This window comes from uncultured Lacinutrix sp., assembly GCF_947500605.1.
In the GTDB taxonomy this organism is placed as follows: Bacteria; Bacteroidota; Bacteroidia; order Flavobacteriales; family Flavobacteriaceae; genus Lacinutrix.
Window position 1 is genome coordinate 23,596 of the sequence record NZ_CANMSJ010000005.1, and the last position, 14,959, is coordinate 38,554.

Here is a 14,959-nt window from a genome sequence, read left to right on the forward strand (position 1 = left end):
TATATTTGCATAAATCGTACCAAGTTTTGGTGCAAAACTAACAATTACATGGAATTAAATCTCACAAAACCAATTTGCTTTTTCGATTTAGAAACAACAGGAATTAATATTTCTAAAGATAGAATTGTTGAAATCTCTATTTTAAAGGTTTTTCCAAACGGAAATAAAGAAAGTAAAACCTGGTTAGTAAACCCAGAAATGCCAATTCCTGCAGAAGTTTCCCTTATTCATGGTGTAACCGATGAGCGTGTGGCTAACGAGCCAACATTTAAGGAACTTGCAAAAGAGATTAGTATAATGACTAAAGAATGTGATTTGGCAGGATTTAATTCTAATCGTTTCGATATTCCTTTATTAGCTGAAGAAATGCTTCGTGCAGAAATGGATTTTGATATGAAAGGAAGAGTGGCTGTAGATGTGCAAACTATTTTTCATAAAATGGAAAAGCGAACACTTGGTGCTGCTTACAAATTTTATTGTGATAAAAGTTTAGAAAATGCGCACACAGCTGAAGCAGACACATTGGCAACATACGAAGTGTTAAAAGCACAATTAGACCGTTACGAAGATTTAGAAAACGATACTAAGTTTTTAGCAGAGTTTAGTGTACATAAAAAGTTTGCTGATTTTGCAGGTTTTATTAATTTTAACGAAGATGGAGAAGAGTGTTTCTCTTTTGGGAAGCATAAAAACAAAAAAGTATTAGACGTTTTAGATAAAGAACCAGGTTACTTTGGTTGGCTTTTAAATGCCGATTTCCCTTTGTATACTAAAAAGGTGTTGACAGCTATTAAGTTAAGAGCTTTTAATAATAAGATTTAAAAAAAAGAAAAGAGAGAATAGATCTAAGAAACAAGACTTTATTCTTCTAATAATTATAATTCACAAGAGTAAAAGTCTTGTTTCTTACAGCGAAGCGATCTTTTTTCTTTATTCTAAAAAAAAATGAAACTAATCTGCATAGGTAGAAATTACACAGATCATATTAAGGAGTTGGAAAACGAAAAGCCAACAGATCCTGTTGTGTTTTTAAAACCAGACACGGCTATTTTATTAAAAAAACAACCTTTTTTTATACCAGAATTCTCTAACGATGTGCATCACGAAGTAGAGGTTTTGGTGAAAATAAATCGTGTAGGAAAATATATAGATAAAAAATTCGCACATAAATATTATAGTGAAATAGGACTTGGAATCGATTTTACAGCACGCGATTTACAAGCGCAATTAAAAGCTAAAGGATTACCTTGGGAAAAAGCAAAAGCCTTTGATGGCGCAGCAGTAATAGGTAATTGGTTGCCAAAAGAAGACTTTAAAGATTTAAACAATTTAGATTTTAGCCTAAAAAAGAACGAAGAGGTTGTGCAACAAGGAAATACAGGTCTCATGCTGTGGAAAATTGACGAAATCATAGAATATGTCTCGAAATATTTTACTTTAAAGATTGGAGATGTTATATTTACGGGAACTCCAGCTGGAGTTGGTAAGGTAATTGCCAATGATAAATTAAAAGGATACATAGAAGATAAGCAGTTGTTTTCTATAACAGTAAAATAAATGGAAGAAAACTACAAACTACATAGATTAAGAGAGCTAGCAGATAACGACGAAGAGTTTATCTTGGCTTTAGCAGAAACTTTTTTAGAAGAAGTTCCTGCAGATGCTAAAGTCTTAAAAGAAGCTGTCGAAAATGATAACTTTCTTCAAACCTACCAAACAGCACATAAAATGAAACCTACGGTCGATGTTTTCGAATTAGGTGTTCTAGATAAATTAATTGTTGTCCAAGATTGGGGGAAATTTGAAAAAGCAAACGAAGATGTTTCTGCGCAATTAAAAGACGTTTTAGAGGCAGTAGAAAATGCTGCAAACGAAATCAAGTCAGATTTTAATTTATAATATATAATTCATGCAAGCCGAAATAATTACCATTGGAGACGAGATCCTCATTGGGCAAGTAGTAGACACTAATTCGGCGTTTATTGGTAAAGCACTTAATAATATAGGTGTTTCTGTTTACCAAATAACATCCGTTCAAGACGATAAGCAACACATTTTAAAAGCATTGGCTGAAGCCGAAGAAAATGCAGATATTATTATTGTTACAGGAGGATTAGGCCCAACCAAAGACGATATAACAAAACACACCATTTGCGAATATTTTAACGATACTTTAGTTAGAAACGTATCAGTTACAGAAAATATTGAAAAACTGTGGCGAGAACATGTAAAGCAACCTATACAACAAGTAAATTTAGATCAAGCATTTGTGCCTTCAACAGCAAAAGTGCTTATGAATTTGGTTGGTAGTGCGCCAGGTATGTGGATAGAAAAAGGAGATAAGGTATTTATATCAATGCCAGGTGTACCATTCGAAATGAAAGCATTAATGGAAGAAGAAGTACTTCCAAGGCTAACCATAAAATACAAACGCCCATTTATTATTCATAGAACATTACTAACCTATGGCATGGGAGAAAGTAGATTAGCGACCAAGATAGAAGCTTGGGAAGATAATTTACCAAAACATATTAAATTAGCATATTTACCAAATTTAGGAAAAGTAAGACTAAGACTTTCTGGAAAAGGATTTGATGAGCAAGTGCTAATAGATGAAATAGAAGAGTTGATTAAAGTTGTTTTACCATTAATAGAAGACGTCTTTGTAGGTTTCGAAGAAGATGGAGATATCGAGGTTTTAATAGGGAAGCAGCTTACTAAAAACAATAAAACTTTAGCAGTTGTAGAAAGTTGCACAGGTGGGAAACTAGCAGAAACGTTTACAGAACATCCAGGAGCATCCTCTTTTTTTAAAGGCGGAATGATTACTTACGCAACTCAAACAAAAATAGATATTTTAGGCGTTTTGGAGCAAACAATTAAAAAGTATTCGGTTGTAAGTGAAGAGGTTGCTAAGGAGATGGCAGTGCAATGTAGACTACTATATAAAAGTGACTATGCTATTTCAACAACAGGCACTGCAGGACCAACAAAAGGCGATGCAGAAGCAGAAGTTGGGACAGTGTTTATTGCATTAGCGACAAAAGAAGGTGTTTTTTGCGAAAAATACGAACTTGGCAATAACCGCACAAGAGTAATAAACAAGGCGGTTAATAAGGCTTTAGAGCAACTTCAAAAAGAAATTTTTAAAAATTGATAAAAAACAGATTGTGAATACTAAAACATTTCCTATATTTGCACCTCGAATTTTAATAACAATTTAAAGTTATAAGTAATGTCAAGAGTTTGTGAACTTACAGGAAAGAAAGCAATGGTTGGAAACAACGTGTCGCATGCAAAGAATAGAACTAAACGTACGTTTGATGCTAATTTAATCAAAAAACGTTTCTTCATACCTGGAGAAGATAAGTGGGTAACTTTAAAAGTTTCTACGTCTGCTTTAAAAACAATCAATAAGATTGGGATCGTAGCAATGTTAAAAGATGCAAAAGCTAAAGGATTTATAAAATAATAGCCAAGCTATATAACGAATAAGAAAATGGCAAAAAGAGGAAACAGAGTACAAGTAATATTAGAGTGCACAGAGCACAAAGAGTCTGGACAACCAGGAACTTCTCGTTATATTACAACTAAGAATAAAAAGAACACACCAGATAGAATGGAGATTAAGAAATTTAATCCAATCTTGAAGAAAATGACTGTTCATAAAGAAATTAAATAATAAGGAACCATGGCAAAGAAAACCGTAGCGTCTTTACAGACATCGTCAAAAAGATTATCAAAAGCAATCAGAATGGAAAAGTCTCCAAAAACAGGAGCCTACATGTTTGTTGAAAAAATCATGGCACCAGAATTAGTAAGCGATTTCTTAAACAAGAAATAAGTTTTACCATATAGTATTTTGTTTTTCAAAATACATAATAGTATACATCCCACGTTATAGTGGGATAGATTAAAATATATTAGCTGCTCTCTAAAAGAAAGCGGCTTTTACTTTTTATATAGTTTTCTCTTCCTCCTTAAAAAGAGTATACAATAAATCTAGTTTTATAACTAGTGCTTTTAGTATGCTAGAATAAATATCTTCAATAATTCCAAAATATTGCGTTACTTTACAAATATTAATGACAAAGTAGCAGTTTTAATAAAAAAGGCTTAACAATTGTTATTATAATTTTGGCGTTACCTAAAGGTCGGGCTTTCCACTGTATCTTTTTGCAGAAAAACAAAAAGGATGCCGTTGCAATCCCTAACGCAGAAATAACGTAGAGTATCAACTTTACTACCCAACAACAAACACAAACAGTAATGAGTTTTTTTAAAAAAATATTCTCTTCAGAAAAAAAAGAAACCTTAGACAAAGGTTTAGAAAAAACAAGCACAAGTTTTTTAGGTAAACTAAGTAAAGCAGTTGCAGGAAAATCTAAAGTAGATGCAGACGTATTAGATAATCTAGAAGAGGTACTTGTCTCTAGTGATGTTGGAGTAAATACAACATTAAAAATAATAACACGTATAGAAGAGCGTGTAGCAAAAGATAAATATTTAGGAACAGACGAGCTTAATAAAATCTTAAGAGAAGAAATTGCTGGATTATTAAGTAAAACAAATTCTGGTGAAGACACAGAATATATAATACCTAAATTACCACCTCAAGCTAACGGAACAAAAACACCTTATGTATTAATGGTAGTTGGAGTAAACGGAGTAGGTAAAACAACAACAATAGGAAAACTAGCTTACCAATTTAAAAAGCAAGGTTTAAATATAGTTTTAGGTGCAGCAGATACTTTTAGAGCAGCTGCAATAGATCAATTACAAGTTTGGGCAGATAGAGTAGATGTGCCAATGGTAAGACAAGATATGGGAAGTGATCCGGCAAGTGTTGCTTTCGATGCTTTAGAGTCTGGAGTTACCCAAAATGCTGATGTTATTATTATTGATACCGCAGGACGTTTACATAATAAGATTAACTTAATGAACGAGTTAACAAAAGTAAAACGTGTTATGCAAAAAGTAATAGGAGATGCACCGCACGATGTTTTACTTGTTTTAGATGGTTCTACAGGTCAAAATGCATTCGAGCAAGCAAAACAATTTACAGCTGCAACCGAGGTTACATCTTTAGCAGTAACAAAATTAGATGGAACAGCAAAAGGAGGAGTAGTTATTGGTATTAGTGATCAATTTCAAATTCCTGTAAAATATATTGGTGTTGGAGAAGGCATTGAAGACTTACAAGTTTTTAACAAACATGAGTTTGTAGATTCTTTCTTTAAATAATAAATAAATTCCTGCGAGAGCAGGTTTTTTTTTGATTAAAATTTACTTGTAAAAAGGTGTTATTCTTTTAATGAGTTCAATTAATCTATTAGTAAATTAATTTTCTCCCATAAATCATTATCAAAAATTGAGAGTGCAAAATTTGAATTATCTGCTGCTTCTCCCATTCTTACAATAACTAAATCTTTACTGGGTACAACGTATATTTTTTGATCGTTCTTTCCTAGAGCAGCAAACATATCGCTAGGAGCGTTGGGAATTAATTCTCCATTAAATTCAAACTGACTTTGTGGTAAATGGTAGCTGTTTTTTCCGTTTAGCCACCATAAATAACCATAAGCTTTATTAATGTCTTGAGATGTGGAAGTTGCTTCATTTATAAAGTTTTCAGGAATAATTTGAGACGTTTCCCATTTTCCATTTACAGACATTAATAAACCAAAACGCGCCATACTTCTTGTATTACTCCAATATACACTTAAGTCGCTAAAAGGAATCCAAACTCCTGACATACCAATTTTATCTCTAAGCTTTGTATTGAAATAATTAGACCAACTTTGGTTACTTGCTATTGCAATTACATCTTGCATTTTTACAAAAACATTATGGTAAGACCATCTTTGTCCAGCATCTTCAAGATATTGTAAATTTTCTGGTAAAACCGAATCACCCAAGCTATCATCAAGACCTGTTGTCATGGACAATAAATTTTCACAAGTTATTAATTGTTCTTTTGCTATTGAAGCGCTCGTCCACCCGGTACCTAAATAATCAGATACTTTATTGTTAATGTTTATTAGGTTTTCGTCTTGGGCAATTCCAGAAATGGCTGTTGTTAGTGTTTTTCCTGCACTTGCCCAATACCAGTTAGATTCAACATCATGATTATTAAAATAGTTTTCTATAACAATTTTACCATTGTGAAGCACAATAAAACCTTTGGTGTTTTTTTCTTCTAAATAATCTAAAAGTGGTTGTAATTGGCTTTCATTCCAATTTATACTATTTATAGATTTTGTTTCCCAGTTAGTACCGTCAATTGGTGGAAAATAAACAGATTCTATTTCTGTAACATCTTCAATTACTGTTTCATTAGTGCTACAATTACTAAATAATAAAAAGATTACTAAATAAAATGACGGTATTAAAACTTTCATGGACAGTGGTTTTGTAATTAGACTATAAAGAAAACAAAAAGTTTAATAGTTCACTATTAATCATATATCTTAAATCATTGCGTATATTTGCAGTCCAAAATTAAGATATGCGTACTAAGTCACTTAAGAAGAACAAAATCAATGTAATAACACTAGGTTGTAGTAAAAATGTTTACGACAGCGAAGTGTTAATGGGACAACTTAAAGCCAGCGGCAAAGATGTTGTACATGAAGAAGAAGGTAATATTGTTGTGATTAATACTTGTGGTTTTATTAATAATGCCAAAGAAGAGAGTGTTAACACGATCTTAGAGTACATGCAGAAAAAAGAAGATGGAGATGTAGACAAAGTATTTGTTACTGGTTGTCTTTCTGAAAGATACAAGCCAGACTTACAAGAACAAATTCCTAATGTAGATCAGTATTTTGGAACTACAGAGTTACCAGGTTTATTAAAAGCTTTAGGTGCAGATTATAAACACGAACTAATAGGTGAGCGTTTAACAACAACACCTAAAAATTATGCGTATTTAAAAATTGCTGAAGGTTGCGACAGACCTTGTAGTTTTTGTGCTATACCATTAATGCGTGGAAAACATAAAAGTACACCTATCGAGAATTTAGTTATCGAGGCCGAGAAACTTGCTGCAAACGGTGTTAAGGAATTAATACTTATTGCTCAAGATTTAACATATTACGGATTAGATATCTACAAAAAAAGAAACTTAGCCGAGCTACTTGAAAACTTAGTAAAAGTAGAAGGTATCGAGTGGATTCGTTTACATTATGCATTCCCAACAGGTTTCCCTATGGATGTGCTTGATATAATGAATCGTGAGCCTAAGATTTGTAACTATTTAGATATACCATTACAACATATTAGCGATTCAATATTAAAAAGTATGCGTCGTGGTACTACAAAAGAAAAAACGACGAAGTTGCTTAAAGAATTTAGAGCAGCAGTTCCAGATATGACCATTAGAACAACATTAATTGTTGGTTATCCAGGAGAAACTCAAGAGGATTTTGAAGAGCTTAGAGAATGGGTTCGCGAGATGCGTTTTGAGCGTTTAGGTTGTTTTACTTACTCTCATGAAGAAAATACACACGCCTTTAATTTAGTAGACGATGTGCCTCAAGAAGTTAAGCAGGACCGTGCTAATGAAATTATGGAAATTCAATCTCAAATTTCTTGGGAGTTAAATCAAGAAAAAATTGGTCAAGAATTTAAAGTAATTATTGATAGAAAAGAAGGTGAATATTTTATTGGTAGAACAGAGTTCGATTCTCCAGATGTAGATAACGAAGTCCTAATTAATGCTACTACTACCTATTTAAAAACAGGAGAGTATACAACAGTAAAAGTTACTGAAGCAGCAGATTTCGATTTATACGCAGAACCAATTACTAAATAGAAAATTAATTTTTAATAATAATTTTACAATTGCGCTAAAGCAGTGTAAGCATCTATACTAGAGAAATTAGCTTCTTGAGAGAATACGTTGTACTCTAATATCTCAATAACTTTCATAAGCTTATTAAAGTCTTTCTTTTTGTATATATGCATTAAGCTATCATCTGCTTTAAAATACATTTGGGTAGTGTTTGTCTTTATATCGTTTCCGAAGAAAAACAAAATTTCATTTTTCTTTGGTTTAAAATAACGATAGTCTGCAGTAATGTCTCCATCTTTTAAATAATAAATTTTAAGATTTATTTTTTCAGTTTCAACATCATTTTGAATATTTAATTCTGTGGGATGTAGCTTATAACGGGTAACTTGTAATAAGTTGTTGTTATTGTTTTGAGCTGAAATAAAAAATGACACAAAAAGGAATGCGAGTATAAGGGAATACTTCATTTAAGGGATAATGTTAAGGGTTGCTATTAATCTCTGTCAAGAAAGCAATAATTTTTGAAATACTCAAGCAAATTGGTAAAAAATCGTAAAAATATTTATCAAATTGATTATTGGTGTTTACTCGTTAGTATTTAATAGTTGCTAATCTCTAACTTTTCGAGTAATTTTAAATTCAAAATAAAAAATATGGCATTAACAGAATCTAATAGTTTCGAAAACGGAACACTTGCACCTCAATTTTCTTTACAAGATGTTGTAACAGGTAAGTTGGTAAACCTCCACGAGCTTAAAGGAGATAAAGGAACTGTAATAATGTTTATATGTAATCACTGCCCATTTGTAGTACATGTAAACACACAATTGGTAAAAGTGGCTAACTATTACATGTCTAAAGGTATTGGGTTTGTGGCAATAAGTAGTAATGATGCCGATAGTTATCCTCAAGACAGACCAGAACTAATGAAACAGGTTGCTACAAATTTAAAATATCCTTTTCCTTATTTATACGACGAAACTCAAGAGGTGGCCAAAACATATGATGCCGCTTGTACTCCAGATTTTTATGTGTTTGATGCTAATTTAAAAGCAACATATCATGGACAATTAGATAATTCTAGACCTGGAAATGGTATTGCTGTAACTGGAGATGCATTAAGAAAAGCTATAGATGCTGTATTAAATAATGAAGCACCCTTAGAAAATCAAAAGCCAAGTATAGGTTGTAATATTAAGTGGAAGTAATATTAGTTTATAGTGCTTTTGTTATTTCCTTTTTATAAATTTTGGTGTAGCGTTCTCCAAAAGTATCTATAATAGTGGCCATTGCAAAATGAATCATTAAAGCTGTTAAAATTCCAAAAGTTATAGATTTTATATCTGTTTTAGACAAAACAATAGCTAAAACTAAGAAAAGTGTAGCGTAAGTACATTTTAGAATAAAGAAGAGTTTTAAGTTTCTTTCTACTATTATTTTATCTTTTTCAAGGTAGTCTTTAGGCGATTCTTGATACGCTTCTAGTTTACTATGTACCTTGTTCGCATTGTTTACCAGAAAGTATCCTGTAATAAACATGCCAGCTTCTATAGCGCCAAGTATAAGCATGGTAATAGCAAACACCTTAAATTGAGGTTTAGATATTAAAAAGAATATTCCTAAAGAAATAGAAAATAGACCAAAAATCCCTGTACTTAAGCCTAACAAGCGTTCGCTTTGCAAATAATGAGATACAAATTCCATAGTTATTAAGTTTTATTTTTTTTGATTGTATTTTACTGTTACGAAGTTAGTTATTTGCTAATTGTTTTATTTTTTGCAAGTAAACATTTTTAAAAATATGTAATGCATAATTTTGTGAAAAATTGAATATATCATTTACATATTCTCTATTTTTACACTCTAAAAATTACAGATAATGCAACAAACAACAAATACAATATTAATGATTCGTCCAGTTCATTTTAGAATGAACGAACAAACAGCAATTAATAATTACTTTCAAGAAGACTTAGATATTAAAAATGCTGATATTAATGCAAAAGCACAAGAAGAATTTGATGCTTATGTAGAAAAATTAAGAGCTGTAGGAATTAATGTAATTGTTGAAGAAGATGATAAGTTGTTGGATACTCCAGATTCAATTTTTCCTAACAATTGGGTAAGTTTTCATGAGAATGGAAATGTAGGTTTATATCCTATGTTTGCAGAAAACAGAAGAAAAGAGCGTCGTGAAGAAATATTTACACGTTTAGAAAAAGAAGGTTTTAAGATTAATAATATAGTAGATTATACAGCTGCAGAAACCGAAGGTGTCTTTTTAGAAGGAACCGGTAGTTTACTTTTAGATCGTGTAAATGATAAAGCCTATTGCGCATTATCTCCTAGAGCAGACGAAGGTTTGTTTATAGAATTCTGCGAAGATTTTGAGTATACACCAGTTGTTTTTACAGCATTTCAAACGGTAGATGGTAAACGTATGCCAATTTATCATACAAATGTAGTGATGTGTTTAGCAGAAACATTTGCTGTGATTTGTTTAGATACTATAGACGATAAAAAAGAACGCAAAAGCGTAATTAAAAGTCTTAAAGAAGATGGTAAAGAGATAATTAATATTACCGAAGATCAAGTTGCCAATTTTGCTGGTAACATGTTACAAGTAAAAGGAAAAGACGATAAGTTATATTTAATAATGAGTCAAGCAGCTTTCGATTCTTTATCAGCAGAGCAAATAAAAGCAATAGAAAAGCATTGTGATATATTGTCTAGTTCTTTAGAGACAATAGAAACTTGTGGAGGAGGAAGTGCACGCTGTATGATGGCAGAGGTGTTTTTACCAAAAGGGTAGTTTAAGTAATTACAAGTTCTTCAACTTTAGTTTTAGGCAGCTCTACAAAAAAGGTGCTGCCTACATTTAGTTCGCTGTCTACCCAAATACGGCCTTGGTTTAGTTCTACTAATTCTTTACAAATAGTTAAGCCTAGACCTGTACCTTTTTCATTTTCGGTTCCAATAGTTGTAAACGTATTATTATTAAATAGTTTATGTTGATTCTCTACAGAGATACCAACACCAGAATCCGTAACACTAATTATACTATTGCCATTATTTACACTATTGGCTATAGTAATGTTGTCGTCTTTTTTACAAAACTTAACGGCATTTGCTAGTAGGTTTTGAATAATAATTTCGACCATACTTCTATCTGCATAAACAAAATCGCGTACCGTATTATCTATTAAGAGAATACCTTTTTTCTGCATCTTCTGTTCTACTAATTTTACTTTTTCGTTGAAAACTTCTTGTACATCAAATAAAGAAGGTTTCGGGTTTAAAGACTGCATTTGCGACTTAGACCAGTTTAGTAAGTTAAAAAGTAGCAGTGAAGCATTATTAGCATTTTCACTCAATTCCGGCAATAAACTATGAAATTCTTCATGAGACAATTGTCCATCTTTTAATAAATCGATAAAACCTTTTGTAGAAGTTAGCGAATCTTTTAAATCATGAGAAACAATAGAGAACAGCTTGTCTTTAACTTTATTTATGCTTTCTAAATGCTTACTTTGTTCTAAAATAGCTTCATTTTGTAATTCTATTTTTTGATTTTTTTCTTCTAAATCTCTTGTGTATTTAGCACTATTTCCACGTTTTATATAAAATAAAACAAAGAATATTAATAAAATAGCAAATGCAGCTAATACCGTATAGAATACAAGTTTTAAGCGGTCTAATTTTTTTTGACTATCATTATTTTCTACATTAACTGGAGCGATGTTGCTTAATGCAACTATAGGCTCTTTTTCAATTTCAACTATAGAATCTTCTTTAAAAACAGGTTCTATCTCTTTTTGTTTTTTAGCGTCAAGACTCGTTTTTATTTTAAAGTATTCTCTTTGCCAAGCAAAAGCTCTTTCAAAATCACCTTTTGTAGAATCTAAGGTTTTCATAAGCTTGTAGTTTTTTAATAACTCAAGTTTATTGTTATTTTGTCTGCCCATATTACCAGCCTCTAAAAGCTGTAACTCTGCAGTTTTGTAGTGTTTTTTTAGGATATTTAATTCTCCTAAATTATTGAGCGATTTTAAAATGCCTTTTTCATTTTTTACAGATCTATTTAGTTTTATGCTTTCAGCTAAATAATCCGACGCCGTTTTTAAGTCTTCATTTTTTATATAAGCAGCTCCTAAATCTGGAAGAATACTTGCTTTTAATTTCTCTTTGTTATTTTTTACATGTTTAAGTGCATTCTCGTAATACTGTATTGTTTTTTTAAAATCGTTCTGCTCAAGATATAATTGAGCTAAGCTTACATTACTGGTTACAATGCCTTCAATGTTACTAATGCGTTCTTGGATTTCTAAGCTTTTTAAGTTATAATCGATCGCTTTTTCTGTAGCTCCAGTTTTTTGATAAGCTTTCGCTAAACTTTGGTAAGCGATTGCTAAATCGTCGAAGAGTTCTCTTTTTTCTAACTCGTCAATCCCTTCGTGAGCATATTTTAGTCCTCTTTTATAATTACCACGTTCTATTTCTAAAATACCTAATTGGTTTTTTGTTCTAGCTAAGGATAATGTATCTTTTAATGCTGTAAATAACAGCTCCGCTTTAGTAAATTGATTAGAAGCATTAATATAATCGTTTTCTTTATTATAAATTAATGCCTTATAAAAAGTAATCTCTGCAATACCTTTTTTGTATTTTAAATTTTCAGATAGTTTTTCGGCTCCATTAATATACTTTAAAGCGCTATCGTAGTCTTTAGTGTTATATAGTAATTTTATTATTTTAAGAGAAGTTTCAATTTTTGTAGTATCAGGATTCTGAAAAGTTAATTCTATGCGTAAACTTTCTAACTCTTCATCTTGTGAAAAAGCAGTTAGAGAAAATAAAAAGCAAAAAAGAACAATTAGTCTTATCATAGGTACTTGCAGCAATGCAACGAAAATTAGCTAAAGGTTTTTAATGTTTTATAAAAAGTATTTATAAAAGACATAAACATTAGTTGGTTAAGGGTTTAATAGCCTACCAAAAATCAAAAAAAGCCATCTATTATACTAATTTATAGGTTTTAAAGCCAATATATTAGTTTAAGTGAGCTTGTTAATAAAAGACTCTTGCAATTTGTCGATGAATAGGAAATTTAAGACAAATATGTTCGGTTTTTCGTTGAAATGCATCATGTTGTCTTTTTGGTAATTACACAAGAAATGCCATCATATAGTAAGATGTTGCAACAGTAATTTTTAATATAAAACATAAGATTAGTATTGCGTTTAAATCAAATATAGAAATCAATAGATAATAAATTATGTTTAGGCAATAAATGCTATATTTGTCGGTCTAAAATTACAACTAAAATGAACCTTCAAGTAACATTAACGCAAGCAGTAAAACAAGCTGTTAATACAGTTTATAAAGCCGAATTAGAAACCGTAGAATTTCAAGCTACTCGTAAAGAGTTTGCAGGAGATATTACAGTAGTTGTGTTTCCAATGTTGCGCGTGGTTAAAGGGAATCCAGTACAAATAGGAGAAGCTATTGGTGCATTTTTAGTAGATAATGTTGATGAAGTAAAAGCATTTAACGTAGTAAAAGGCTTTTTAAATATTGAAATTGTAGATGCACATTATGTTTCATTTTTTAATACAATTAAAGATGACGCTACTTTTGGGTTTACAACACCTAAAGCAGACGATAAAGCTGTAATGGTAGAATATTCTTCGCCAAATACTAACAAACCTTTACACTTAGGGCACATACGTAATAACTTATTAGGTTATAGTGTTGCCGAGATTATTAAAGCTTCTGGAAAGAAAGTTTACAAAACACAGATAATTAACGATCGTGGTATTCATATTTGTAAGAGTATGTTAGCTTGGCAGCGTTTTGGTAATGCCGAAACACCTGAGTCTACAGGATTAAAAGGAGATAAACTGGTTGGTAATTACTATGTAAAGTTCGATCAAGAGTATAAAAAAGAAATAGCAGCTTTAATTGCTGAAGGTAAAACTGAAGACGAAGCAAAAAAACAATCACAACTTTTACAAGATGCACAACAAATGCTTCAAAAATGGGAAGCTGGTGATAAAGAAGTTGTAGCACTTTGGAAAACGATGAACCAATGGGTTTATGCAGGTTTCGATGTTACTTACAAAAACCTTGGTGTCGATTTCGATAAATTATATTATGAAAGTCAAACTTACTTATTAGGAAAAGAATTTGTTGACGAAGGATTAAAAACTGGTGTTTTCTTTAAAAAAGAAGATGGTTCTGTTTGGTGCGATTTAACCGAAGATGGCTTAGACGAAAAAATAGTACTTCGTAGTGATGGTACAGCTGTTTACATGACACAAGATATTGGAACAGCAATACAACGTTTAAAAGATTTTCCAGATGTTGGCGGTATGGTTTATACTGTTGGTAACGAACAAGATTATCACTTTCAAGTCTTATTTTTAATTCTGAAAAAATTAGGATTCGATTGGGCTAAAAACCTATTTCATTTAAGTTACGGAATGGTAGATTTACCTAGCGGAAAAATGAAAAGTAGAGAAGGTACTGTTGTAGATGCCGATGATTTAATTGGTGATATGGCTACTACAGCACAAGAAATCTCTGAAGAATTAGGAAAACTTGATGGCTATACAGAACAAGAAAAATTAGAATTATATAGTACAATAGGCTTAGGCGCTTTAAAATATTATATACTTAAAGTAGATCCTAAAAAGAGAATTTTATTCGACCCAAAAGAGTCTATAGATTTTCAAGGAAATACAGGGCCTTTTATACAATATACTTACGCTAGAATACAATCTATTTTACGTAAAGCAGAGGCAACTTTAAAGAACGATAATATTACATTAAGTACAATTAATGCCGACTATGCGTTAGAAGATAAGGAGAAAGCAGTATTAAAACATTTACAGCTTTTTCCAGAAGTAATACAAAGTGCTGCACAAAATTATAGTCCAGCTTTAATAGCAAACTATATTTACGAATTGGTGAAAGAATACAACTCATTCTTTCAAAACTTGCCAATTGTAATGGGTAACGACGATAAAGATTCTATTGCATTTAGAGTGCAGTTATCTAAAGCAGTAGGAAATACAATTAAAAATGCTTTTGGATTGTTAGGTATTAGTGTACCTGAGAGAATGTAAAATAAACATTTATTAAAATTTAAAAATCCCAAAACTA

The 14,959-nt window shown here is 31.3% G+C and carries 16 protein-coding genes; 12 read left to right on the forward strand and 4 right to left on the reverse strand.

Annotated features, from left to right (window positions below; genetic code table 11):
* Positions 1-48 precede the first annotated feature (48 nt).
* The 8 genes from Q0935_RS08660 to ftsY all read left to right on the forward strand — a co-directional run bounded on the left by Q0935_RS08660 (position 49) and on the right by ftsY (position 5,244).
* A complete protein-coding gene (locus Q0935_RS08660; protein WP_299384755.1) occupies positions 49-822 on the forward strand; it encodes a 3'-5' exonuclease in 774 nt (257 codons plus the stop codon).
* Between the two features lie 123 nt (positions 823-945).
* Positions 946-1,557 carry a fumarylacetoacetate hydrolase family protein gene (locus Q0935_RS08665; protein WP_299384759.1) on the forward strand — a complete coding sequence of 204 codons (612 nt, stop codon included), beginning with the start codon at positions 946-948 and terminating at the stop codon, positions 1,555-1,557.
* A complete protein-coding gene (locus tag Q0935_RS08670) occupies positions 1,558-1,899 on the forward strand; it encodes an Hpt domain-containing protein (RefSeq protein WP_299384764.1) in 342 nt (113 codons plus the stop codon).
* 10 nt (positions 1,900-1,909) lie between these two features.
* Positions 1,910-3,157: a competence/damage-inducible protein A gene (locus Q0935_RS08675; RefSeq protein ID WP_299384768.1), complete on the forward strand. Its 1,248-nt coding sequence runs from the start codon at positions 1,910-1,912 to the stop codon at positions 3,155-3,157.
* 78 nt (positions 3,158-3,235) lie between these two features.
* Entirely contained in the window at positions 3,236-3,472 is a 237-nt protein-coding gene (gene rpmB / locus Q0935_RS08680) for a 50S ribosomal protein L28 (RefSeq protein ID WP_055435479.1), read from the forward strand.
* A 27-nt stretch (positions 3,473-3,499) separates the two neighbouring features.
* Complete coding sequence (gene rpmG, locus Q0935_RS08685) at positions 3,500-3,682, forward strand: 50S ribosomal protein L33 (protein ID WP_055435478.1); 183 nt, start codon at positions 3,500-3,502, stop codon at positions 3,680-3,682.
* Positions 3,683-3,691: 9 nt separating this feature from the next.
* Complete coding sequence (locus Q0935_RS08690) at positions 3,692-3,844, forward strand: DUF4295 domain-containing protein (protein ID WP_299384774.1); 153 nt, start codon at positions 3,692-3,694, stop codon at positions 3,842-3,844.
* 425 nt (positions 3,845-4,269) lie between these two features.
* A complete protein-coding gene (gene ftsY, locus Q0935_RS08695; protein WP_299384779.1) occupies positions 4,270-5,244 on the forward strand; it encodes a signal recognition particle-docking protein FtsY in 975 nt (324 codons plus the stop codon).
* Positions 5,245-5,324: 80 nt separating this feature from the next.
* On the opposite strand, the gene Q0935_RS08700 is transcribed toward ftsY, so the two are convergent.
* Positions 5,325-6,401, reverse strand: a complete 1,077-nt coding sequence (locus Q0935_RS08700; RefSeq protein WP_299384785.1) for a serine hydrolase — start codon at positions 6,399-6,401, stop codon at positions 5,325-5,327.
* Between the two features lie 107 nt (positions 6,402-6,508).
* Here Q0935_RS08700 and rimO point away from each other — a divergent pair, with 107 nt between their 5' ends.
* Positions 6,509-7,816: a 30S ribosomal protein S12 methylthiotransferase RimO gene (rimO, locus tag Q0935_RS08705; protein ID WP_299251404.1), complete on the forward strand. Its 1,308-nt coding sequence runs from the start codon at positions 6,509-6,511 to the stop codon at positions 7,814-7,816.
* A gap of 23 nt (positions 7,817-7,839) precedes the next feature.
* On the opposite strand, the gene Q0935_RS08710 is transcribed toward rimO, so the two are convergent.
* Positions 7,840-8,262 (reverse strand): hypothetical protein, encoded by a 423-nt coding sequence (locus tag Q0935_RS08710; RefSeq protein WP_299384789.1) that lies wholly within the window; start codon positions 8,260-8,262, stop codon positions 7,840-7,842.
* A 186-nt stretch (positions 8,263-8,448) separates the two neighbouring features.
* On the opposite strand from Q0935_RS08710, the gene Q0935_RS08715 reads away from it, so the two are divergent.
* The gene (locus tag Q0935_RS08715; RefSeq protein WP_299384794.1) at positions 8,449-9,003 is read left to right on the forward strand and encodes a thioredoxin family protein; all 555 of its coding nucleotides are present in this window, start codon (positions 8,449-8,451) and stop codon (positions 9,001-9,003) included.
* A gap of 7 nt (positions 9,004-9,010) precedes the next feature.
* Here Q0935_RS08715 and Q0935_RS08720 read toward each other — a convergent pair whose 3' ends face one another.
* The gene (locus Q0935_RS08720; protein ID WP_299251410.1) at positions 9,011-9,499 is read right to left on the reverse strand and encodes a hypothetical protein; all 489 of its coding nucleotides are present in this window, start codon (positions 9,497-9,499) and stop codon (positions 9,011-9,013) included.
* Positions 9,500-9,674: 175 nt separating this feature from the next.
* On the opposite strand from Q0935_RS08720, the gene ctlX reads away from it, so the two are divergent.
* Positions 9,675-10,607: a citrulline utilization hydrolase CtlX gene (ctlX, locus tag Q0935_RS08725; RefSeq protein ID WP_299384799.1), complete on the forward strand. Its 933-nt coding sequence runs from the start codon at positions 9,675-9,677 to the stop codon at positions 10,605-10,607.
* Position 10,608: 1 nt separating this feature from the next.
* On the opposite strand, the gene Q0935_RS08730 is transcribed toward ctlX, so the two are convergent.
* A complete protein-coding gene (locus tag Q0935_RS08730; RefSeq protein ID WP_299251414.1) occupies positions 10,609-12,681 on the reverse strand; it encodes a tetratricopeptide repeat-containing sensor histidine kinase in 2,073 nt (690 codons plus the stop codon).
* A 438-nt stretch (positions 12,682-13,119) separates the two neighbouring features.
* Here Q0935_RS08730 and argS point away from each other — a divergent pair, with 438 nt between their 5' ends.
* On the forward strand, positions 13,120-14,922 hold the full coding sequence (gene argS / locus Q0935_RS08735) for an arginine--tRNA ligase (protein WP_299384804.1): 1,803 nt from the start codon (positions 13,120-13,122) through the stop codon (positions 14,920-14,922).
* The last annotated feature ends 37 nt before the right edge of the window (positions 14,923-14,959 follow it).